Here is a 21,543-nt window from a genome sequence, read left to right as displayed (position 1 = left end):
GCACCACAGGGAGGTTGACCACCATGGACCCGATCCTCAGCTGCCGCTGGCGCGACCAGGACGGCGAGTGGGCACTGACCGTCAGTCACAACGGCAACAGCTGGGAGCTGTACGCCGCCGCACCGCTCTGGTCCGAGTCGCTCCCCTTCGCCGATCCGGACGACGTCCGCCGACTCGCCCAGACCCTCCTCGACCTGCCCGCCGAACCCGAACCCTACGAGTTCGAATGGCAGCTCTCCCGAACGGAGTTCGAGCGCACCGACAAGGAGCGGATCCACTTCGCGACCTTCGCCGTCGGCCTCGACCCGACCGACGGCCACCGCCCGTACCTCGCCTACCAGTCCTACTACCACCGGGGCCAGGCCACCGGACTCGGCCTGGAAGTGGTCTGCGAGGATCCGCCGGTCGACCACCTCCGCGCCCAGGCCCACGCCTTCCTCACCAACTGCCCGGGCCCGCTCCAGCCGTAGGGCCCGGCCCGCTACGAGCGCACGGCCCGCACCGCCCAGTCCAGCGCCGGTGCCGAACTCTCCAGCGCCGCCCATCCGTTGACCACCGCGAGCAGCGTCAGGTAGCGCTCCCGCCGTGGATCCGCCATGGCCCGCAGCCGCTCCAGCAGCCGGGCGCGCACCGGACCGTCCGCCCCGGCGACGCCCGGCAGCCCGGCGTACCGCTCCAGCAGCCCGGCGACCACCCCGGCCGCCTCCGCCGACTCCGGCGCCACCCCCGCCGCGACCGCCCGTCCGGCCGACTCCCGCACCAGCACGGCCAGTCCGGGCCGGGGCAGGCCGCCCGCACCAAACTCCGCCGCCTCGTCCGCCGCCAGGCCGCGCAGCAGCTCCCGGAACCCGGCGTCCCCGGCCAGCCGCGCCAACTCCACCCACGCCTCCACCTGTTCGGCCGAGGCATCCTCCGGCAGCTCCGGCGTCAGCGACCGGGCCACCCCTTCGAAACGACCGTCCGGGCCGAACACCTCGGTCAGGAACTCCCCGACCAGGCGCCGTCGTTCCTCCCCCGTCAACCGGGCCAACTGGTGCACGAGCGTCAACTCCTCCGTGGTGGACCCGTGCCCGGCCACCGCCCCCAGTACCGCCCGCCGCAGCCGCAGCACCCGGATCTGGACGTCCAGCGCCTCGGCGTGCGCCGCCGCGACGTCGGACAGCGCGAGCTCGCGCGCCAGCACCTGCCGGATCACCGGCAGTCCGAGCCCGAGCTCGCGCAGGGTGCGCACCAGCTCCAGGCGGGCGACGGCGTCCGCGCCGTACCGCCGATGGCCGGCCGGGTTGCGGTCGGCCGGCGACACGATCCCCTGGTCCGAGTAGAACCGGACGGTCTTCACCGTCAGCCCGGTCCGCCGGGCCAGGTCACCGATCAGGTAGTGCGCGTCGCCGTTCATGGCCACCACCCTGGCCCCTCCCCCTGGGGGAGATGCAAGCCCCCGCGACCGCCCCTCAGGCCGTCCGCCGCAGCAGCGCCAGGTACATCGCGTCCGTCCCGTGCAGGTGCGGCCACAGCTGGACGTCCGGCCCGTCCCCGAGCGCCGGGACGCCGGGCAGCAGCGGCCGCGCGTCGATCCACTCGACCCGGCCGCCCTCGCCGCGCAGCACGTCGTCCACCACGGCGCGGGTCTCCGCCAGGTGCGGCGAGCAGGTCGCGTAGCCGACCACCCCACCGATCCGGGTGGCCTCGATCGCGGAGCGCAGCAGGTCCCGCTGCAGCGGCCCGAAGGCCGCGACATCGGCCGGCCGGCGCCGCCAGCGCGCCTCGGGACGGCGGCGCAGCGCGCCCAGGCCGGAGCACGGCACGTCCACCAGCACCCGGTCGAAGCCGCCGGAGCGCCAGGCCGGGCGCGTCCCGTCCGCCGCGATCACCGTGTACGGGCCGGGGTTGCCCTCCAGCGCCCGTGCCACCAGCCGGGCCCGGTGCGGCTGCTTCTCGCTCGCGACCAGGGCCGCGCCCCGCTCGGCGGCCAGCGCGCCGAGCAGCGCGGCCTTGCCGCCCGGTCCGGCGCAGCCGTCCAGCCAGAGCCGGTCCGGGCCCTCCACCGGTGCCGAGGCCAGCGCAAGCGCCACCAGCTGGCTGCCCTCGTCCTGCACGCCGGCCCGGTTCTCCCGGACGGCGGTCAGCGCGCCCGGGTCGCCGCCCTCGGCGAGCCGCAGCGCGAACGGGGACCAGCGGCCCGGCTCGGCCTCGGGCAGCGCGTCGGCCAGCTCGCCGACGGTGGCCCGGCCGGGCCGGGCGACCAGGGTGACCTCGGGCCGCTCGTTGTCGGCCCGCAGCAGTTCCTCGACGGCGGCGCGCCCGGAGGCGTCCGGCTGCCAGCGGCCGAGCGAGTCCCAGAGCGCGGAGACGACCCAGCGCGGGTGCGAGTGCACGACGGCGAGGTGGTCCTCGGCGTCCTGGTCGTACGGCGGGGCGACCTGCTCGATCCAGGTGTCCAGGTCGTGGGCGCTGATCCGGCGCAGCACGGCGTTGACGAACTTGGCCTTGCCGTCACCGAGCACCACCCGGGCCAGCTCGACGGTCGCCGAGACGGCCGCGTGGCTGGGGATGCGGGTGGTGAGCAGCTGGTGGGCACCGAGCGAGAGCACGTCCAGCACCGGCGGGTCGACCTTGCTCAGCGGCCGGTCGATGCAGGCCGCGATGACCGCGTCGTAGGTGCCCTGCAGGCGCAGGGTGCCGTAGACGAGCTCGGTGGCGAGGGCGGCGTCGCGCCGGTCCATGCCCTTCTGCTCGGCCTCGCGGAGCAGGGAGGGCAGGATCAGGTTGGCGTACGCGTCGCGCTCGTCGACGGCGCGCAGCGCGCGGAACGCGACGATCCGGGCCGGGTCCTTCTTCGGTCGGCGGTGCGGGCGGGGGGCGCGCTTGGCGCTGGGGGTGGTCACAGGTGCCTCAAGGTGCTGCGGTGGTTATCAGAAGATCTCAAACGAACAGTAACGCCAAACCCGACGGAGTAGCGCCGAACCCGACGGTCAGCCCTCGGAGCCGCCGGCCGGGACGCCGAGCCGCTCCCCCGCCTCCAGCCGCGCCCCGCGCGCCCAGTCGGCCGCCCGCATCTCCTTCTTCCCCTGCGGACGCACCTCCCCGAGCTCCAGGTCGTGGCTCCCGGTGCCGACCCGCACGCTGTTCTTGCCGACCATCGCGAGCTCGCCCGGCGCCAGTTCGGCCGACTCCGGCAGCAGCCTGACCGGCCCGGTGACCTTCAGCCGCTCACCCCGGAACTCCGTCCACGCCCCCGGCGCGGGCGCGCAGCCGCGCACCACCCGGTCGATCCGCAGCGCGGGGTGGTTCCAGTCGATCCGCGCGTCCTCGACGGTGATCTTCGGCGCGAGCGTGACGCCCTCGGCCGGCTGCGGCACGGCGTGCAGCGAGCCGTCCTCGATGCCGTCCATGGTGGCCACGAGCAGCCGCGCGCCGGAGACCGAAAGCCGGGTGAGCAGTTCGCCGCTGGTGTCGCTCGGGCGGATCTCCTCGGTGATCACGCCGTAGACCGGGCCGGAGTCGAGGCCCTGTTCGATCAGGAAGGTGGAGGCGCCGGTGACCTCGTCGCCGGCCAGCACCGAGTGCTGCACCGGGGCCGCGCCACGCCAGGCGGGCAGCAGAGAGAAGTGCAGGTTGACCCAGCCGTGCTTGGGGATCTCCAGGGCGCCGGGCCGCAGCAGCGCGCCGTAGGCGACCACCGGGCAGCAGTCGGGGGCGAGTTCGGTGAGCCGGGCGACGAACTCCGGGTCGCTGGGCTTCGCCGGCTTGAGGACCTCGATCCCGGCCTCCTCGGCGCGCTGGGCGACGGGGCTGGCGACCAGCTTGCGGCCGCGTCCGGCCGGGGCGTCGGGGCGGGTGACCACCGCGACGACCTCGTGCCGGTCGGAGGCGAGCAGCGCCTCCAGGGCGGGGACGGCGACCTCGGGGGTGCCGGCGAACACGAGACGCATCGAGTGCCTTTCTGTAAAAGGAAGTTCAGGAAGCCAACGAGATCAGCGGGCAGTGCCGAAGGTGCTGTGCGGCGAGACCTTGACGACCGGCGCCGGCCCGCACCAGTCCGTCTCCCGGATCGCCTTCAGCGCGGCCTTGCGCTGCTCCCGGTCGAGCCGGTCGATGAAGATGATGCCGTCCAGGTGGTCGGTCTCGTGCTGGATGCACCGGGCGAGCAACTGGGTGCCCTCCAGCGTGACCGGGTCGCCGTACATGTTGTAGCCCTTGGCCACCACGCCGTACGCCCGCTTGGTGTCGTAGCGCAGACCGGGCAGCGAGAGGCAGCCCTCGGGGCCGTCCTGCTCCTCCTCGCTCAGCGAGAGGTCCGGGTTGATCAGGTGCCCGGTGACGCCGTCCACGTGGTACGTGAACACCCGTAGCGAGACGCCGAGTTGGGGCGCGGCGAGGCCGGCGCCGGGGGCCTCCAGCATGGTGTCGGTGAGATCGCGGACCAGGTTGCGCAGTTCCTTGTCGAACGTGGTCACCGGCTGGGCGGTGGCCCGCAGGACGGGGTCTCCGAAGAGACGGATCGGCTGGATCGCCACGGGGTACGGGCTCCTGTCCGTAAGGGCACGGGCTACGGGCAACGACTGGTTCACCGCAAGTCTATGCAACCCTCCCGGGGGACCTGTCGGGCCGTCCTGGGACAGCCGCACCGGTATCTGACACATCCCGAGTCTGCCGAGCCGCGTTACCCCGGCCCCCGCTTCGGCGTTGGTCAAGAGAGATTGACCGGGGCCGGGCGCACGGGACACCGCGCCCCGGCCGAGCTGAACCGTACGGAAGGTGGCACGTAGGCCATGGCCGAGCAGATCAACCACGACGCCCGAGCGCGGGCGAGCCTGCACCTGCTGGTACGGGACATCGAGCGGGTGAGGCGCCAGGTCGACGCGCTGCGGACGCTCACCGCCCAGCTGGGCAACGTCTACCGGCCGCGCCGCCCCAGCACCTCGGCCGGCTTCGTGGTGTACGGACGCGCGCCCGCGCCGACCGTGCGCCTGGCCCAGGAGCTGCGGGAGAGCGTGGAGACCCTGGTCGCGGCGGCGGTCGAGTTCGACCGGGCGCTGGGCTTCTCCTGGGACTCGGTGGGCTCCGCCCTCGGGGTCACCAAGCAGGCCGTGCACCGCCGCTACGGCATGCGCCGCCCGACCAGTGAGCTCCTCGCCGCCAGCGGCGCCGTCCCGGGCCCGAGCCGCCCGGACCGCTCCGAGGACCTGCCCGCCCCCGCCGAGCGCGGCGGCCTGGCCGCCATCGTCCCCGCCGCCCGCCAGGGCGGCCTGGACCGCACCGCCCTGGACCGCGCCCCGATCGAGCGCACCCCCGTGGACCGCACACCCATCGAGCGCATCCCCGTGGACCGCACACCCATCGAGCGCACCCCCGTCGACCGCGGCAGCAGCATCGACCGCGGCAGCGGCATCGACCGCCCGCAGGCCGACCGCACCGGCATCCCCCTGCGCGGCTGACCGGCCCCGCACCACCGGGCCACCCGGGGCGGGGTGGCCCACTCACCCCGCCCCACGCCTACCCGATGTCCGTCGGATCCACCCGCACCCGCACCGGCTCCGCCGTCCGCAGCGCGATCCGGGCGATCTGCGCCGCCTTGAGCGCCGCCGCCAGCGCGGCCCCCTGCCCGGGCGCCACCCGCAGCAGCGCGCGCTCCTGCTCCTCCCCCCGCAGAGCGGGCACCGGCACCGGCCCGAGCACATCCGCCCCCTCCGGCAGCCGGATCAGGTTCAACAGGTCGGCGACCGCCGCCGGGCTGCCGCTCACCGAGGCCATCCGCGACACCGGCGGGAAGTGCAGCTGCGCCCGCTCGTCCCGCTCCAGCCCGGCGTGCCCCAACGGGTCCCAGCGCACCAGCGCCTGCACCGGACGGGCCGACGGCTCGGCGACCACCACCACCGTCCCGCCCTCCGTCGAGGGCCGGGCCAGTGCGGCCGCCGCCAGCCAGAGCCGCAGCGTCTCCTCCCCGGCCCGCAGGTCCGGTCGGCTCAGCAGCGCCCAGCCGTCCAGCAGCAGCACGGCCCCGTACCCGGAACCGCCCTCGACCACCGGCTCGGCGCCCGGCGTGGAGATCACCAGCGAGGGCTCGTCCGGCACGGTGGCCAGCACCGCCTCCCGCCCCGAGGTCCGCACCGGGATCCGCGGGAACGCCTTGCCCAGCTCCTCCGCCGTACGGCGGGCGCCGACCACCTGCGCGCGCAGCCGGAAGGAGCCGCACTCCGGACAGTGCCAGTCGCCCTCCGCCTCCCCGCACCAACCGCACTGCAAGGAGGCGTCCGCCGCGGGCGCCTCCAGCGGCCCCTCGCAGCGCCGACAGCGGGCGGGGGTGCGGCAGCGTCCGCAGGCCAGCCGGGGCACGTAGCCGCGCCGGGGCACCTGGATGAGCACCGGATGCCCGGCCGCGAGCGACTCCCGGGCGGCCTCCCAGGCCACCGAGGGCAGCCGGGCGGCCTGTGCGGCGGCGTCCCGGTGCTGGTCCTGGTCGGTGACGGTACGCACTCTCGGCGCGACCTGCCGCACCGTCTCCCGGTCCGCGACCAGCGGGCGCGCCCAGCCGGTGCTGACCAGCTGCGCGCCCTCCACGGTCACCGTGTGCCCGCCGAGCAGCACCGCCGCGCCCTCCTCGGCCGCGCGCAGCAGCGCGACCTCGCGGACGTGCGGATGCGGGGCGCGCGGATCGCTGTGGCTGCCGTCGCCGTCGGACCAGACCACCACCAGCCCGAGGTCGCGCACCGGCGCGAACATGGTGGCCCGGGTGCCGATCGCGGCGTGCACCGAGCCGCGGCTGACCGCGAGCCAGCGCCGGTAGCGCTCGCGCGGGCCGAGCTCGGCCTCCAGCGCCATGTGCATCCCGGGCCCGAGCAGCTCGGTGAGCGCCTGGTCCATCCGGGCCACCGACCGCCGGTCCGGCAGCACCACCAGCGCGCCGCGCCCGCTCGCCAGGGTCGCCGCCACCGCCCGGGCGATCTCGTACGGCCAGCCGGGCCCCGGCAGCGCCGCCCACACCGCGCGCGGCGAACCGCCGCCGGCCAGCGAGGACAGGAAGTCGGGGCCGGCCGGGTAGCGCTGCCAGCCGCCCGGCGCCGGGGGCTGGGGGCGCGCCAGCGGCGGCGGCGAGGGTTCGGCCTCGGCCTTGGCGTGTCGGGGCGGCACGGCCAGTTGCAGCACGTCGGCCAGCGTCCCGGCGTAGCGGTCGGCGACGGTGCGGCACAACCGCAGCAGCTGCGGCGAGAGCACCGGCTCGGGCGAGAGCACCTGGGCGAGCGGCGCGAGCGGACCGGCGAAGTCGCTCTTCTCCAGCCGGGCGACGATGAACCCGTCGTGCAGCTCCCCGCCCTCGCGCTGGCCCTTGACCACCCGAGCCCCGAAGCGCACCCGCACCCGGACGCCCGGCTGGGCCTCCTCGGCCATGGTGGCCGGGACCTCGTAGTCGAAAAGCTTGTCGATGGTGAGCACGCCCTTGTCCACCACGACCCGGGCCACCGGCAGGTGCTCGGCCCGCTTGGCACCCTTCCACGTCCGGGGTTTGGCCCGCTTGACCGTCTCCCGGATGAACGCCAGCTGCTCCGGCTCGGCGGCCCCGTTCTCCCCTGTGCTGCTCATCGCTCCCAAGTACTACCAGGTCACACCGACACGACGCACAAAGCGGCGCCCACCCCGCACCGGGGTGAGCGCCGCTTCGAGGGACAGGTCAGTCCTGGACGGCAGCCTTCAGCTGGTCCACCCGGTCGGTGCGCTCCCAGGTGAAGTCCGGCAGCTCGCGGCCGAAGTGGCCGTAGGCGGCGGTCTGGGCGTAGATCGGGCGCAGCAGGTCCAGGTCGCGGATGATCGCGGCCGGACGCAGGTCGAAGACCTCGGAGACGGCCTTCTGGATGTTCAGCACCGGCACGGTCTCGGTGCCGAAGGTCTCGACGAACAGGCCGACCGGCTCGGCCTTGCCGATCGCGTACGCGACCTGCACCTCGGCGCGGCGGGCGAGACCCGCGGCGACGATGTTCTTGGCGACCCAGCGCATCGCGTAGGCGGCCGAGCGGTCCACCTTGGACGGGTCCTTGCCGGAGAAGGCGCCGCCGCCGTGGCGGGCCATGCCGCCGTAGGTGTCGATGATGATCTTGCGGCCGGTCAGGCCGGCGTCGCCCATCGGGCCGCCGATCTCGAAGCGGCCGGTCGGGTTGACCAGCAGCCGGTAGCCGTCGGTGACCAGCTTGATGCCCTGGTCGGCCAGCGCCTTCAGCTCCGGCTCCACGACGAACTCGCGGATGTCCGGGGTGAGCAGCGACTCCAGGTCGATGTCACTGGCGTGCTGGGTCGAGACGACCACGGTGTCGAGGCGGACGGCCTTGTCGCCGTCGTACTCGATGGTGACCTGGGTCTTGCCGTCGGGGCGCAGGTACGGGATGGTCCCGTTCTTGCGGACTTCGGTCAGACGGCGGGAGAGCCGGTGCGCCAGGGTGATCGGCAGCGGCATCAGCTCGGGCGTCTCGTCGGACGCGTAGCCGAACATCAGGCCCTGGTCGCCGGCACCCTGCTTGTCCAGGTCGTCGGCCTCGTCCCCCTGGGCGGACCCCTCGACCCGGGCCTCGTACGCGGTGTCGACGCCCTGCGCGATGTCGGGCGACTGCGCGCCGATGGACACCGAGACGCCGCAGGAGGCGCCGTCGAAGCCCTTCTTGGAGCTGTCGTAGCCGATCTCCAGGATCTTGTCCCGGACGAGCTGGGCGATCGGCGCGTACGCCTTGGTCGTCACCTCACCGGCCACGTGCACCTGGCCGGTGGTGATGAGCGTCTCCACGGCGACCCGGGACGTCGGGTCCTCCCGGAGGAGAGCGTCAAGGATCGTGTCGCTGATCTGGTCAGCGATCTTGTCGGGGTGTCCCTCGGTCACGGACTCCGAGGTGAACAGGCGGCGAGACACAGCGCTCCCTGGGGTTGCAGCGGCTGCTGACTGAAGGCCCCCGGCGAACCGGGGACATCCGGAAAGACTTGATTCCTGGAGTGTAACGGTCTGGTTCCGCCGAACGTGACCCAGTTCCACAAATCAAGACCGCATCTGAACGCTACTCGATCAGATGCCAACCGATCCGAGACGCTCCGCAACCAGGTCCCAGACCACGTCCGCCAAGGCCTCCTTCGGGCCCACCGGGATCGGCGTCTCACTGCCGTCCGAGCCCAGTACGACGGCCTCGTTGACGTCCGTCCCGAAAGCCTTGCCGTTGCCCACCTCGTTGACGACCAGCAGGTCACAGCCCTTGCGGGCGAGCTTGGCGCGGCCGTTGGCGAGCACGTCGTCGGTCTCCGCCGCGAAACCCACGACCAGTTGGCCCGGACGGGGGCGGTGGGCCGACAGCTCGGCCAGGACGTCCGGGTTGCGGACGAGGGCGACCGGCGCCGGTTCGACCCCCTCGACCTTCTTGATCTTGCCGGTGGCGTACTCGGCGGGCCGGAAGTCCGCCACGGCCGCGGCCATCACCACGGCGTCCGCGTCCTCGGCCGCCTTCAGCGCCGCCTCGCGCAGCTCCAGGGCCGTCCCGACGTGCACCACGTCCACCCCAGCCGGGTCGGGCAGCTCGGCGTTGGCCGAGACCAAAGTCACCCGGGCGCCGCGCGCCGCGGCGGTGACGGCGAGCGCGTAGCCCTGCTTGCCGGAGGAGCGGTTGCCCAGGTAGCGCACCGGGTCCAGCGGCTCCCGGGTGCCGCCGGCCGAGACCACCACGTGCCGACCGGCCAGGTCGGTCGGCACCGCCCCGCCGCGGCGCAGCACGGCCCGGCAGGCGTCGAAGATCGCGGACGGCTCGGGCAGCCGGCCCTTGCCGGTGTCCTTGCCGGTCAGCCGCCCGACGGCCGGCTCCAGCACGATCACGCCCCGGCGGCGCAGGGTGGCGACGTTGTCCCGGGTGGCGGGGTGCTCCCACATCTCGGTGTGCATGGCGGGCGCCAGCACGACCGGACAGCGGGCGGTGAGCAGGGTGTTGGTCAGCAGGTCGTCGGCGAGCCCGTGGGCGGCCTTGGCGATCAGGTCGGCGGTGGCGGGGGCGACCACCACCAGGTCGGCCTGCTGCCCGATCCGCACGTGCGGCACCTCGTGCACGCGCTCCCAGGTCTCGGTGGCGGCCGGGCGGCCGGACAGCGCGGCCCAGGTGGCCTCGCCGACGAAGTGCAGCGCCGCGGCGGTCGGCACCACGGTGACCTGGTGGCCGGACTCGGCGAACCGGCGCAGCAGCTCGCAGGCCTTGTAGGCGGCGATCCCGCCGCTGACGCCGAGGACGACGCGAGGAGCGTCCGCGTCCGCGTTCGCACTCATGTACCGACGACCTTTCTCAGGATCTGGAATCCGCCCACCCTACGACCCCTCAGCTGCCACCCGCACGGTGCCCCACCCCACAGCGCCCAGCCCCCACCCCCCGGCGGAGACGCCGGAGGGCCCGGCGGAAACGATTCCGCCGGGCCCTCCGGGAAAGGGACGGGACTGCCTCAGGCAGCCTCGATCGCCTCGGCGGTCAGCATGCCCGCGTTGATCTCGCGCAGCGCGATCGACAGCGGCTTCTCGTGCACGTGGGTGTCGACCAGCGGGCCGACGTACTCCAGCAGGCCCTCGCCGAGCTGGGAGTAGTACGCGTTGATCTGGCGCGCGCGCTTGGCGGCGTAGATCACGAGGCTGTACTTCGAGTCGGTGGCCTCAAGCAGCTCGTCGATCGGCGGGTTGATGATGCCCTCGGGCGCGGTCATGGAAGAGGACACGCTAAAACCTTCCGAAAGGGTGGAAAAGACAGACAGGTCAGGCTACACCGAGCAAGGCTAGCAGTTCGGCCGCTACCTGCTCGACGGAGGTGTTGACAAGAGTCGTGTCGAACTCGGGCTCGGCCGCGAGCTCGACCTTGGCCGCCTCCAGTCGCTTCTCGATCACGTCCTGCGGCTCGGTGCCCCGGCCGGTCAGCCGGCGGACCAGCTCGTCCCAGCTCGGCGGGGCCAGGAAGACCAGCTGGGCCTCCGGCATCGACTCGCGCACCTGACGGGCACCCTGCAGATCGATCTCCAGCAGGACGGGCTCGCCGCGCTCCAGCTTCTCCAGCACCGCCGCGCGCGGGGTGCCGTAGCGGTTCCCGGCGAACTCGGCCCACTCCAGCAGCTCACCGTTGGCGATCAGCTTGTCGAACTCGTCGTTGTCGACGAAGTGGTACTGGACCCCGTTCTTCTCGCCCGGCCTCGGGTGGCGGGTCGTCGCCGACACCGAGAGCCAGACCTCGGGGTGCATCTTCCTCATATGAGCGACGACCGTGCTCTTGCCGACCCCCGAAGGGCCGGAGAGCACGGTCAGCCGCGGACGCTCACTCATGCACCGATTATCCCGGATCGCGGACGATCCCGGGACCACGGGGGCACGGTCAGGCGGCGCCACCGCCGAACTCCCGCTCCAGGGAGGCGATCTGGTTCGTGCCGAGGCCGCGGACTCGCCGGCTCTCGCTGATGCCGAGGCGCTCCATGATCTGCTTGGCACGGACCTTGCCGACGCCCGGAAGGGACTCGAGCAGGGCCGACACCTTCATCTTGCCGATGACGTCGTTGTCGTTCTTGCCGGCCTTGATCACCTCGTGCAGGGAGGCGCCGGAGTGCTTGAGCCGGTTCTTGACCTCGGCGCGCTCCCGGCGAGCCTCGGCGGCCTTGGCGAGCGCGGCGGTGCGCTGTTCAGGGGTAAGGGGCGGAAGAGCCACGCCGTTCACCTCAGGGTGTGGAAGGAAGGGATTGAGCTATGACTGGTTCGGTACCGAGGACACCGTCCGCAATAGGAGCCCAATGGGGAACCACAGGGCCCTGACCTGCGGGAGCTACAGGTTTCGCAACTCGCCGGTGACCTATCGCCGGACACTACCCGCATTGCGGCGCCACGTCAGGAAAAGAACACGAAAAGTCCTGGTCAGCCAAGGCCGACCAGGACTTTCCGGGGCAAAATGACCGCGATTGCGAGACTTTGACGGGGTCGATGTGACGGCGCTCACGTCGACTCCGGTGCCGCCCCGCCGTCCTGCGGACACTGCGGACGGTCACCGTCCGGCTACCCGGCGAACGGCTCCCGTCGCACACCGGCCACCGTCCGCTACTTGACGGCGTCCGCGAACTCGCCCACGAAGCGGTCCGCCGCGCCCCGCAGCGCGGCCACCGAGGGGCCGTGCTTGAGGACGTCCCGGCTGACGCTCGGCACCACGTTGATCACCGAGGCGCCGAACACCCGCGGCAGGTCCGCCATGGTCGCGCCCTGGGCGCCGATCCCGGGGGCCAGCAGCGGGCCGTTGATGGCCAGCTCCACGCCCGCGTCGGCCAGCGTCGCGCCGACCACCGCGCCGAAGGAGCCCAGCGGCGCGGCGCCCGCGTTCTCGGCCGCCAGCTGCCGCAGCACCGCGGCCGCGACCGGCTCGCCGTCCGCGCCGACCGCGCGCTGCACCTCGGCGCCCTCCGGGTTGGAGGTGAGCGCCAGCGCGAACACGCCGCAGCCCTGCTCCCGGGCCAGGTCCAGGGCCGGGCGCAGCGAGCCGAAGCCCAGGTACGGGCTGACCGTCACGGCGTCCGAGAACAGCGGGCTGGCGGGCGACAGGAAGGCCTCCGCGTAGGCGGCCATGGTGGAGCCGATGTCGCCGCGCTTGGCGTCCATCAGGACCAGCGCACCGGCCGCCCGGGCCTCCTCGACGCTCTTCTCCAGCACCGCGACGCCCTTGCTGCCGAAGCGCTCGAAGAAGGCGGCCTGCGGCTTGAGCACGGCCACCCGGTCGGCCAGCGCCTCGACCACGGTGCGGCTGAAGGTCTCCAGCCCGGCGAGGTCGTCGCCGAGCCCCCAGGCGGCGAGCAGGGAGGCGTGCGGGTCGATGCCGACGCAGAGCTGGCCGCGGGTGTCGAGGGCCTGGCGCAGCCGGGCGCCGAACGGGGCGAGGGTCATGTCGTCCTTTCCAGACTTTCCAGAACCGATCAGGCCGGAACCGATGAAGGGGGTCACGAGCTGCGGACGGCGCTGCCGACGGCCGCCGCGAGGTCGCGGAAGCCGGCCGCGCGGATCCGGGCGGAGAGGCCCTTGTGGATCCTGCGGCACCAGAACGGGCCCTCGTAGATGAAGGCGCTGTAGCCCTGGACCAGGTCGGCGCCGTGGACGATCCGCTGCCAGGCGTCCTCGGCGGTCTCCACGCCGCCCACCGAGACCAGTGTCAGCCGGCCCTCGGTGCGGGCGCGCAGCCGCTGCAGGACCTCCAGGGCGCGGGCCTTGAGCGGGGCGCCGGACAGGCCGCCCATGCCGATCTCCGCGACCCGCTGGGCGTCGGCCCGCAGGCCCTCGCGGCCGATCGTGGTGTTGGTGGCGATGATGCCGTCCAGGCCCAGCTCCAGGGCGAGGTCGGCGACCTCGTCGATGTCCTCGTCGGCCAGGTCGGGGGCGATCTTGACCAGCAGCGGCACGCGGTGCGCGGTGGTGCGGTCGGCGGCCTCGCGGACGGCGGCCAGCAGCGGGCGCAGGTGATCGACGGCCTGCAGGTCGCGCAGCCCGGGGGTGTTCGGCGAGCTGACGTTGACCACCAGGTAGTCGGCGTACTTGGCCAGCCGCTCGGTGGACTTGACGTAGTCGGCGACGGCGTCGGCCTCCTCGACCACCTTGGTCTTGCCGATGTTGACGCCGATCACCGGGGTGGAGCTGGTGTGCGGGCGGGCGGCCAGCCGGGCGGCGACCCGGGCCGAGCCCTGGTTGTTGAAGCCCATCCGGTTGATCAGCGCGCGGTCCTCGACCAGGCGGAACAGCCGGGGCGTCGGGTTGCCGGGCTGGGGCTCGCCGGTGATGGTGCCGATCTCGACGTAGTCGAAGCCGAGCATCGCCAGGCCGTCGATGCCGACGCCGTTCTTGTCGAAGCCGGCCGCGAGCCCGAACGGGCCGGGCAGGTCGAGGCCGAGGGCCCTGGTGTGCAGCGCCCGGTCACGCGGGGCGAGGACCAGCCGCACCAGGGTGCGCAGCCCCGGCACCGAGGAGGCGAGCCGGATCCAGAAGAAGGCGAGGTGGTGCGCCTTCTCGGGGTCCATCCTCTTGAAGACGAGGTCGAACAGGAGCTTGTACAAGGTGGTTCAACTCCGAGGGCAGGTAGCGGAATTCAGGGTGCGGGCGCGGCCCGTCGAAGGAAGGGCGGTGGCGGGCGACGGGCGGGCATGGAAGTGGGGGGCACCAATCCGGCTCCGGTGCCCCCCACTGCGGTGGTGCTACTTGCTGCGGCCGGCGTTGATCAGCTCGGCGTGCTCCTGGAGCGACATCACCCCGACCTCGTCGCGCAGCTGCGCGTCCATGCCCTGGACGGCCGCGCCCATCGCCTGGACGGTGGTCAGGCACGGGACCCCGCGCGAGACGGCCGCGGTGCGGATCTCGTAGCCGTCGAGGCGACCGCCGGTGCCGTACGGCGTGTTGATGATGAGGTCGACCTCGCCGTCGTGGATCAGCTGGACGATGGTCTTCTCGCCGTTCGGGCCCTCGCCCTCGCTGTGCTTGCGCACCAGCGTGGACGGGATGCCGCCGCGCTGGAGCACCTCGGCGGTGCCGGCGGTGGCGAGCACCTCGAAGCCGAGGCCGACCAGCGCCCGGGCCGGGAAGACCAGGTTGCGCTTGTCGCGGTTGGCGACCGAGACGAAGACCTTGCCCTTGGTCGGCAGCGCACCGTACGCGCCGGCCTGCGCCTTGGCGTAGGCGGTGCCGAAGACCTTGTCGATGCCCATGACCTCACCGGTCGAGCGCATCTCCGGGCCGAGCACGGTGTCCACCCCGCGGCCGTGGATGTCGCGGAAGCGGCTCCACGGCATCACGGCCTCCTTGACCGAGATCGGGCAGTCGGCGGGCAGCGTGCCGCCGTCGCCCTCGGCCGGGAGCATGCCCTCGGCGCGCAGCTCGGCGATGGTGGCGCCGAGCGAGATCCGGGCGGCGGCCTTGGCCAGCGGCACCGCGGTCGCCTTGGAGGTGAACGGGACGGTACGGGAGGCGCGCGGGTTGGCCTCCAGCACGTAGAGGATGTCCCCGGCCAGCGCGAACTGGATGTTGATCAGGCCGCGGACGCCGACACCGCGCGCGATGGCCTCGGTGGAGGTGCGCAGGCGCTTGATGTCGTAGCCGCCGAGGGTGATCGGGGGCAGCGCGCAGGCGGAGTCGCCGGAGTGGATGCCGGCCTCCTCGATGTGCTCCATGACGCCGCCGAGGTAGAGCTCGGTGCCGTCGTAGAGCGCGTCGACGTCGATCTCCACCGCGTCGTCCAGGAAGCGGTCGATCAGCACCGGGTGCTCGGAGATCAGACCGGCGTGCCGCTCCAGGTAGGAGGCGAGCGAGGCCTCGTCGTAGACGATCTCCATGCCGCGGCCGCCGAGCACGTAGGACGGGCGGGCCAGGACGGGGTAGCCGATCTCGTCCGCGATCGCCTTGGCCTCCGCGAAGGAGAACGCGGTGCCGTGCTTGGGGGCGGGCAGACCGGCGTCGCGCAGCACGCGGCCGAAGGCGCCGCGCTCCTCGGCGAGGTCGATCGCCTCGGGCTGGGTGCCGACGATCGGCACGCCGTTGTCCTTGAGCGCCTGGGCCAGGCCGAGCGGGGTCTGGCCGCCGAGCTGGACGATCACACCGGCCAGCGGGCCGGCCTGCTGCTCGGCGTGGACGATCTCCAGCACGTCCTCCAGGGTGAGCGGCTCGAAGTAGAGCCGGTCGGAGGTGTCGTAGTCGGTGGAGACGGTCTCCGGGTTGCAGTTGACCATCACGGTCTCGTACCCGGCGTCGGCCAGCGCGAAGGAGGCGTGGACGCAGGAGTAGTCGAACTCGATGCCCTGGCCGATGCGGTTCGGGCCGGAGCCGAGGATGATCACGGCGGGCTTGGTGCGCGGGGCGACCTCGTTCTCCTCGTCGTAGGACGAGTAGAAGTACGGGGTCTTGGCGGCGAACTCGGCGGCGCAGGTGTCGACGGTCTTGAACACCGGGCGGATGCCGAGCGCGTGGCGCACCTCGCGGACCACGTCGGGGCGCAGGCCGCGGATCTCGCCGATCTGCTGGTCGGAGAAGCCGTGCCGCTTGGCGTGGCGCAGCAGCTCGGGGGTGAGCTCGGCGGCCTCGGCCAGCTCGCCGGCGATCTCGTCGAGCAGGAAGAGCTGGTCGACGAACCAGGGGTCGATCTTGGTGGACTCGAACACCTCCTCCGGAGTGGCACCGGCCCGGATGGCGTCCATCACGGTGTTGATCCGGCCGTCGGTCGGCACGGCGGCCTTGACCAGCAGCTCCGCCTTGTCGCCGACCGGGGTCGTCCAGCTGAACTGGGAGCCCTTCTTCTCCAGCGAGCGCAGCGCCTTCTGCAGCGCCTCGGGGAAGTTGCGGCCGAGGGCCATGCCCTCGCCGACGGACTTCATGGTGGTGGTCAGCGTCGCGTCGGCGCTCGGGAACTTCTCGAACGCGAACCGCGGCACCTTGACCACGACGTAGTCGAGGGTCGGCTCGAAGGAGGCCGGGGTCTCCTCGGTGATGTCGTTGGGGATCTCGTCCAGGGTGTAGCCGACGGCCAGCTTGGCTGCGATCTTGGCGATCGGGAAGCCGGTGGCCTTGGAGGCGAGCGCCGAGGAGCGGGAGACGCGCGGGTTCATCTCGATGACGATGACCCGGCCGTCGACGGGGTTGACGGCGAACTGGATGTTGCAGCCGCCGGTGTCGACGCCGACCTCGCGGATGACGGCGATGCCGACGTCGCGCAGGATCTGGTACTCGCGGTCGGTGAGGGTCATCGCCGGGGCGACGGTGATCGAGTCACCGGTGTGCACGCCCATCGGGTCGAAGTTCTCGATGGAGCAGACGACCACGACGTTGTCGTTCCGGTCGCGCATCAGCTCCAGCTCGTACTCCTTCCAGCCGAGGATGGACTCCTCCAGGAGCACCTCGGTGGTCGGCGAGAGGGCCAGGCCCTGGCCGGCGATGCGGCGCAGGTCCTCCTCGTTGTGGGCGAAGCCGGAGCCGGCGCCGCCCATGGTGAAGGAGGGGCGCACTACGACCGGGTAGCCGCCGAGCGTGTCGACGCCGGCCAGCACCTCGTCCATGGTGTGGCAGATGACCGAGCGGGCGGACTCACCGTGGCCGATCTTGGCGTTGACGGCCTCGACGACGGCCTTGAACAGGTCGCGGTCCTCGCCCTTGTTGATCGCCTCGACGTCGGCGCCGATCAGCTCGACGCCGTACTTCTCCAGCGTGCCCGCCTTGTGCAGCGAGATCGCGGTGTTCAGCGCGGTCTGGCCGCCCAGGGTCGGCAGCAGCGCGTCGGGGCGCTCCTTGGCGATGATCTTCTCGACGAACTCCGGGGTGATCGGCTCGACGTAGGTGGCGTCGGCGATCTCCGGGTCGGTCATGATCGTGGCCGGGTTGGAGTTGACCAGCACGACCCGCAGGCCCTCGGCCTTGAGAACGCGGCAGGCCTGCGTGCCCGAGTAGTCGAACTCGGCGGCCTGGCCGATGACGATCGGGCCGGAGCCGATCACCAGGACGGACTTGATGTCAGTGCGCTTAGGCACGCTGGCCCTCCATGAGCTTCACGAAGCGGTCGAACAGGTAGGCGGCGTCGTGCGGGCCGGCGGCCGCTTCGGGGTGGTACTGCACGCTGAAGGCGGGCACGTCGAGCGCCTGCAGGCCCTCGACCACGTCGTCGTTGAGGCAGACGTGGGAGACCTCGACCCGCCCGTAGGGGGTGTCGCTCACCTTGTCCAGCGGCGCGTTCACGGCGAAGCCGTGGTTGTGGGCGGTCACCTCGACCTTGCCGGTGGTGCGGTCCTGCACCGGCTGGTTGATCCCGCGGTGGCCGTACTTGAGCTTGTAGGTGCCGAAGCCCAGGGCGCGGCCGAGGATCTGGTTGCCGAAGCAGATCCCGAAGAACGGGGTCTTGCGCTCCAGCACGCCCTGTGCGACGGCGACCTGGTGGTCGGCGGTGGCCGGGTCGCCCGGGCCGTTGGAGAAGAACACGCCGTCCGGGTTGACGGCGTAGACGTCCTCCAGGGTGGAGTTGGCCGGCAGCACGTGCACCTCGATGCCGCGCTCGGCCATCCGCTGCGGGGTCATCGCCTTGATGCCGAGGTCCAGCGCGGCGACGGTGAACCGCTTCTCACCGATCGCGGGCACGATGTACGGCTCGGTGGTGGCCACCTCGGCGCACAGGTCGGCGCCCTTCATCTCGGGCGACTGCTGCACCCGGGCGAGCAGGGCGGCCTGGTCGGCCAGCGCCTCGCCGGAGAAGATGCCGCAGCGCATCGCGCCGCGCTCGCGCAGGTGGCGGGTCAGCGCGCGTGTGTCGATGCCGCTGATGCCGACGATGCCCTGGCGGACCAGCTCGTCGTCCAGCGAGCGGCGGGAGCGCCAGTTGGACGCCACCCGGGCGGGGTCGCGCACGATGTAGCCGGCGACCCAGATCTGCTGGGACTCGTCGTCCTCGTCGTTCCAGCCGGTGTTGCCGATCTGCGGGGCGGTCATCGCGACCACCTGGCGGTGGTACGACGGGTCGGTCAGGGTCTCCTGGTAGCCGGACATGCCGGTGTTGAAGACCGCCTCGCCGAAGGTCTCGCCGACGGCGCCGTAGGCCTGGCCGCGGAAGGTCCGGCCGTCCTCCAGGACGAGCACGGCCGGGATGCGCTCCCGCCGTTGGCGCTGCGTGGTGGGGGCAGGTGCGGTCATTGCGCGGCCTCTTCCGTCTTCTTCGTCTTCGTACGTGTTGCGAGCTGGGTGATCGCCTCGACCCAGGCGGTGTGCTCATCGGGGTGGTCGGCCCGGAAGCCGGAGTCCAGCTCGGTGCCCTCGTGCGTCCAGGTGACGACGAGCAGCCCGGAGGGGACGACCTTGCCCGCGATCCCGGAGTCCGTCCGGGCGCCCGACAGGAGCTCGGCCGGGATCCAGAAGTCCACGTCGCCGGGGCGCTGCACCAGCAGGCCGTCCTCGCCGAGGGTGAGGTCGGCACGGCTGCGGGTGCCCAGGCCGTGCGCGACGACCCGGTCGAGCCAGTTCCCGGCGGTGGTGGTGCCGTGGTACCGGCCGCTGGTCTCCAGGATGGTCCGGCCGGCGCGAGCAGGCACGGCGGGCAGCGGCGGGATACCGGACTGCAGGGTGCGCCGCCAGTTCCAGCCCTGGCGCATCAGCCAGTAGACCAGGCCGATGATGATCAGCAGTCCGATCGACCAGCCGATGTACCCGGGCCAGTTGGTGACCTTCGCCTGCTCCTTGGCGAGCAGGATCGTCGCGCTGGTCACGCCGGGCCGCCCTGCTCGGCCAGCTCACCGGCCAGCACGGTGGCGCGACCGCGCAGGAAGGTGGCGTGCACCCGTCCGGGCAGGTCCATGCCCTTGTAGGGGGTGTTGCGGCTGCGGGTGGCGAAGCTGTCCGGGTTCACGGCACCACGGTACGCGGGATCGAACAGCACCAGGTTGGCGGGCTCACCAGCCGAGATCGGCCGGCCGTGCCCGGTGAGACGGCCGATCCGGGCCGGGCGGTGCGACATCCGGTCCGCGACGCCCTCCCAGTTCAGCAGGCCGGTGTCGACCATGGTCTGCTGGACGACCGACAGCGCGGTCTCCAGGCCGACCATGCCCATCGCGGCCACGGCCCACTCGCAGTCCTTGTCCTCGGCCGGGTGCGGCGCGTGGTCGGTGGCGACGGCGTCGATGGTGCCGTCGGCGAGCGCCTCGCGCAGCGCCTGGACGTCCTCGGCGGTGCGCAGCGGCGGGTTCACCTTGTACACCGGGTCGTAGGAGCGGACCAGCTCGTCGGTGAGCAGCAGGTGGTGCGGGGTGACCTCGGCGGTGACGTCCCAGCCCTTGGCCTTGGCCCAGCGGACGATCTCGACCGAGCCGGCCGTGGAGAGGTGGCAGACGTGCAGCCGGGAGCCGACGTGCGCGGCGAGCAGCACGTCGCGGGCGATGATCGACTCCTCGGCGACGGCCGGCCAGCCGCCGAGCCCGAGCTCGCCGGAGACCTGGCCCTCGTTCATCTGGGCGCCCTCGGTCAGCCGCGGCTCCTGGGCGTGCTGGGCGACGACGCCGTCGAAGGCCTTGACGTACTCCAGGGCGCGGCGCATCAGCACCGCGTCGTCCACGCACTTGCCGTCGTCCGAGAAGACCCGGACGGAGGCGGCGGACTCGTGCATCGCGCCGAGCTCGGCGAGCTTCTTGCCTTCCAGGCCGACGGTGACGGCGCCGACCGGCTGGACGTCGCAGTAGCCGGCCTCCTGGCCGAGCCGCCAGACCTGCTCGACCACGCCGGCGCTGTCGGCCACCGGGGTGGTGTTGGCCATCGCGTGCACGGCGGTGAAGCCGCCCATCGCGGCGGCCTGGGTGCCGGTGAGCACGGTCTCGGCGTCCTCGCGGCCGGGCTCGCGCAGGTGGGTGTGCAGGTCGACCAGGCCGGGCAGGACGATCATGCCGGTGGCGTCGATCTCGATGTCCGCCTCGACCGCCAGGCCGGTGCCGATCGCCTTGATGACACCGTCGGCGAGGTGGAGGTCCTGCGGGGCGCCGCCCAGGATCTTGGCGTTGCGGATCAGGTAGCTGACCTTGTTGTCGGTTCGCTCGCTGCGCTCGTTCACTGGGCGGTCTCCACGGAGTCGGTGCGGGGGGCGGCGGCGTCGGCCAGGGTGACGCCGCCGAGCAGCAGGTAGAGGACGGCCATCCGGACGGAGACGCCGTTGGCGACCTGCTCGACCACGGTGCAGCGCGGCGAGTCGGCGACCTCGGCGGTAATCTCCATGCCGCGGACCATCGGGCCGGGGTGCATCACGATGGCGTGCTCGGGCAGCTGGGCCATCCGGATGCCGTTCATGCCGTAGCGGCGGCTGTACTCGCGCTCGGTCGGGAAGAACGCGGCGTTCATCCGCTCGCGCTGCACCCGCAGCATCATCAGCGCGTCGGTCTTGGGCAGCACGCTGTCGAGGTCGTAGCTGATCTCGCAGGGCCAGTTCTGGATGCCGATCGGCAGCAGGGTCGGCGGGGCGACGAAGGTGACCTGGGCACCGAGGGTGGTCAGCAGGTGCACGTTGGAGCGGGCGACCCGGCTGTGCAGGACGTCGCCGACGATGGTCACCCGACGCCCGGCGAGGTCCTTGCCCAGCCCGGCGTTGAGGTGGCGGCGCATGGTGAAGGCGTCGAGCAGCGCCTGGGTGGGGTGCTCGTGGGTGCCGTCACCGGCGTTGATCACGCTGCCGTGCAGCCAGTCGGACTGGGCCAGCCGGGCCGGCGCGCCCGAGGCGTGGTGCCGGATGACGACCGCGTCGGCGCCCATCGCCTGCAGGGTCAGCGCGGTGTCCTTGAGGCTCTCGCCCTTGGAGACCGAGGAGCCCTTGGCGGAGAAGTTGATGACGTCGGCGGAGAGCCGCTTCTCGGCGACCTCGAAGGAGGTCTTGGTGCGGGTGGAGTCCTCGAAGAAGAGGTTGACGACGGTGCGGCCGCGCAGCGTGGGGAGCTTCTTGACGGCCCGGCCGGAGAGCTGGGCCAGCTCCTCGGCGGTGTCCAGGATCAGCAGCGCGTCGTCGCGGCTGAGATCGGCGGCGGAGACGAGGTGGCGCTTCACGC

The 21,543-nt window shown here is 72.6% G+C and carries 19 protein-coding genes; 2 read left to right on the top strand and 17 right to left on the bottom strand.

The window, feature by feature from the left end:
- Positions 1-23: 23 nt before the first annotated feature.
- Positions 24-470, top strand: coding sequence for a hypothetical protein (locus ACZ3UD_RS18550; RefSeq protein WP_465588245.1), 447 nt, complete (start codon positions 24-26; stop codon positions 468-470).
- A gap of 11 nt (positions 471-481) precedes the next feature.
- Here ACZ3UD_RS18550 and ACZ3UD_RS18545 read toward each other — a convergent pair whose 3' ends face one another.
- The 4 genes from ACZ3UD_RS18545 to def all read right to left on the bottom strand — a co-directional run bounded on the left by ACZ3UD_RS18545 (position 482) and on the right by def (position 4,517).
- Entirely contained in the window at positions 482-1,396 is a 915-nt protein-coding gene (locus ACZ3UD_RS18545) for a MerR family transcriptional regulator (protein ID WP_465588242.1), read from the bottom strand.
- Positions 1,397-1,451: 55 nt separating this feature from the next.
- Positions 1,452-2,885, bottom strand: coding sequence for an RsmB/NOP family class I SAM-dependent RNA methyltransferase (locus ACZ3UD_RS18540; protein ID WP_465588239.1), 1,434 nt, complete (start codon positions 2,883-2,885; stop codon positions 1,452-1,454).
- A gap of 87 nt (positions 2,886-2,972) precedes the next feature.
- Positions 2,973-3,932 (bottom strand): methionyl-tRNA formyltransferase, encoded by a 960-nt coding sequence (gene fmt / locus ACZ3UD_RS18535; protein WP_465588236.1) that lies wholly within the window; start codon positions 3,930-3,932, stop codon positions 2,973-2,975.
- 42 nt (positions 3,933-3,974) lie between these two features.
- The gene (gene def / locus ACZ3UD_RS18530) at positions 3,975-4,517 is read right to left on the bottom strand and encodes a peptide deformylase (RefSeq protein ID WP_465588233.1); all 543 of its coding nucleotides are present in this window, start codon (positions 4,515-4,517) and stop codon (positions 3,975-3,977) included.
- Positions 4,518-4,772: 255 nt separating this feature from the next.
- Here def and ACZ3UD_RS18525 point away from each other — a divergent pair, with 255 nt between their 5' ends.
- On the top strand, positions 4,773-5,438 hold the full coding sequence (locus tag ACZ3UD_RS18525; protein WP_465588230.1) for a hypothetical protein: 666 nt from the start codon (positions 4,773-4,775) through the stop codon (positions 5,436-5,438).
- 58 nt (positions 5,439-5,496) lie between these two features.
- Here the strand turns inward: ACZ3UD_RS18525 and ACZ3UD_RS18520 are convergent, their stop codons facing one another.
- From ACZ3UD_RS18520 to ACZ3UD_RS18460, 13 genes are all read right to left on the bottom strand, one after another.
- Complete coding sequence (locus ACZ3UD_RS18520; RefSeq protein ID WP_465588227.1) at positions 5,497-7,581, bottom strand: primosomal protein N'; 2,085 nt, start codon at positions 7,579-7,581, stop codon at positions 5,497-5,499.
- 88 nt (positions 7,582-7,669) lie between these two features.
- Complete coding sequence (gene metK, locus ACZ3UD_RS18515; RefSeq protein ID WP_465588224.1) at positions 7,670-8,893, bottom strand: methionine adenosyltransferase; 1,224 nt, start codon at positions 8,891-8,893, stop codon at positions 7,670-7,672.
- A gap of 150 nt (positions 8,894-9,043) precedes the next feature.
- Complete coding sequence (coaBC, locus tag ACZ3UD_RS18510) at positions 9,044-10,279, bottom strand: bifunctional phosphopantothenoylcysteine decarboxylase/phosphopantothenate--cysteine ligase CoaBC (RefSeq protein ID WP_465588222.1); 1,236 nt, start codon at positions 10,277-10,279, stop codon at positions 9,044-9,046.
- A 170-nt stretch (positions 10,280-10,449) separates the two neighbouring features.
- Positions 10,450-10,716 carry a DNA-directed RNA polymerase subunit omega gene (rpoZ, locus tag ACZ3UD_RS18505; RefSeq protein ID WP_030240625.1) on the bottom strand — a complete coding sequence of 89 codons (267 nt, stop codon included), beginning with the start codon at positions 10,714-10,716 and terminating at the stop codon, positions 10,450-10,452.
- A gap of 37 nt (positions 10,717-10,753) precedes the next feature.
- Positions 10,754-11,311 (bottom strand): guanylate kinase, encoded by a 558-nt coding sequence (gmk, locus tag ACZ3UD_RS18500; protein ID WP_465588219.1) that lies wholly within the window; start codon positions 11,309-11,311, stop codon positions 10,754-10,756.
- 49 nt (positions 11,312-11,360) lie between these two features.
- Positions 11,361-11,687, bottom strand: a complete 327-nt coding sequence (mihF, locus tag ACZ3UD_RS18495) for an integration host factor, actinobacterial type (protein ID WP_030290269.1) — start codon at positions 11,685-11,687, stop codon at positions 11,361-11,363.
- Between the two features lie 383 nt (positions 11,688-12,070).
- On the bottom strand, positions 12,071-12,904 hold the full coding sequence (gene pyrF / locus ACZ3UD_RS18490) for an orotidine-5'-phosphate decarboxylase (RefSeq protein WP_465588215.1): 834 nt from the start codon (positions 12,902-12,904) through the stop codon (positions 12,071-12,073).
- 53 nt (positions 12,905-12,957) lie between these two features.
- Positions 12,958-14,061, bottom strand: a complete 1,104-nt coding sequence (locus ACZ3UD_RS18485; RefSeq protein WP_465588212.1) for a quinone-dependent dihydroorotate dehydrogenase — start codon at positions 14,059-14,061, stop codon at positions 12,958-12,960.
- A gap of 138 nt (positions 14,062-14,199) precedes the next feature.
- Positions 14,200-17,511 (bottom strand): carbamoyl-phosphate synthase large subunit, encoded by a 3,312-nt coding sequence (carB, locus tag ACZ3UD_RS18480; protein WP_465588209.1) that lies wholly within the window; start codon positions 17,509-17,511, stop codon positions 14,200-14,202.
- Positions 17,504-18,661: a glutamine-hydrolyzing carbamoyl-phosphate synthase small subunit gene (carA, locus tag ACZ3UD_RS18475; RefSeq protein ID WP_465588206.1), complete on the bottom strand. Its 1,158-nt coding sequence runs from the start codon at positions 18,659-18,661 to the stop codon at positions 17,504-17,506. Before carA ends, carB begins: the two co-directional genes overlap by 8 nt.
- A complete protein-coding gene (locus tag ACZ3UD_RS18470; protein WP_465588203.1) occupies positions 18,658-19,230 on the bottom strand; it encodes a PH-like domain-containing protein in 573 nt (190 codons plus the stop codon). Before ACZ3UD_RS18470 ends, carA begins: the two co-directional genes overlap by 4 nt.
- Positions 19,227-20,561, bottom strand: a complete 1,335-nt coding sequence (locus ACZ3UD_RS18465; protein ID WP_465588200.1) for a dihydroorotase — start codon at positions 20,559-20,561, stop codon at positions 19,227-19,229. Before ACZ3UD_RS18465 ends, ACZ3UD_RS18470 begins: the two co-directional genes overlap by 4 nt.
- The gene (locus ACZ3UD_RS18460) at positions 20,558-21,541 is read right to left on the bottom strand and encodes an aspartate carbamoyltransferase catalytic subunit (RefSeq protein ID WP_465588197.1); all 984 of its coding nucleotides are present in this window, start codon (positions 21,539-21,541) and stop codon (positions 20,558-20,560) included. Before ACZ3UD_RS18460 ends, ACZ3UD_RS18465 begins: the two co-directional genes overlap by 4 nt.
- Positions 21,542-21,543: the final 2 nt, after the last annotated feature.

Source organism: Kitasatospora sp. NPDC023118 (assembly GCF_055560875.1).
This window is presented reverse-complemented; position numbering and strand designations above follow the sequence as displayed.

Excerpts from the sequence above, each read along its gene's own strand:
- carA (WP_465588206.1), bottom strand. The coding sequence starts at position 18,661 with ATGACCGCACCTGCCCCCACCACGCAGCGCCAACGGCGGGAGCGCATC.
- gmk (WP_465588219.1), bottom strand. The coding sequence starts at position 11,311 with ATGAGTGAGCGTCCGCGGCTGACCGTGCTCTCCGGCCCTTCGGGGGTC.
- ACZ3UD_RS18550 (WP_465588245.1), top strand. The coding sequence starts at position 24 with ATGGACCCGATCCTCAGCTGCCGCTGGCGCGACCAGGACGGCGAGTGG.
- coaBC (WP_465588222.1), bottom strand. The coding sequence starts at position 10,279 with ATGAGTGCGAACGCGGACGCGGACGCTCCTCGCGTCGTCCTCGGCGTC.
- pyrF (WP_465588215.1), bottom strand. The coding sequence starts at position 12,904 with ATGACCCTCGCCCCGTTCGGCGCCCGGCTGCGCCAGGCCCTCGACACC.
- ACZ3UD_RS18545 (WP_465588242.1), bottom strand. The coding sequence starts at position 1,396 with ATGAACGGCGACGCGCACTACCTGATCGGTGACCTGGCCCGGCGGACC.
- ACZ3UD_RS18525 (WP_465588230.1), top strand. The coding sequence starts at position 4,773 with ATGGCCGAGCAGATCAACCACGACGCCCGAGCGCGGGCGAGCCTGCAC.
- fmt (WP_465588236.1), bottom strand. The coding sequence starts at position 3,932 with ATGCGTCTCGTGTTCGCCGGCACCCCCGAGGTCGCCGTCCCCGCCCTG.
- ACZ3UD_RS18520 (WP_465588227.1), bottom strand. The coding sequence starts at position 7,581 with ATGAGCAGCACAGGGGAGAACGGGGCCGCCGAGCCGGAGCAGCTGGCG.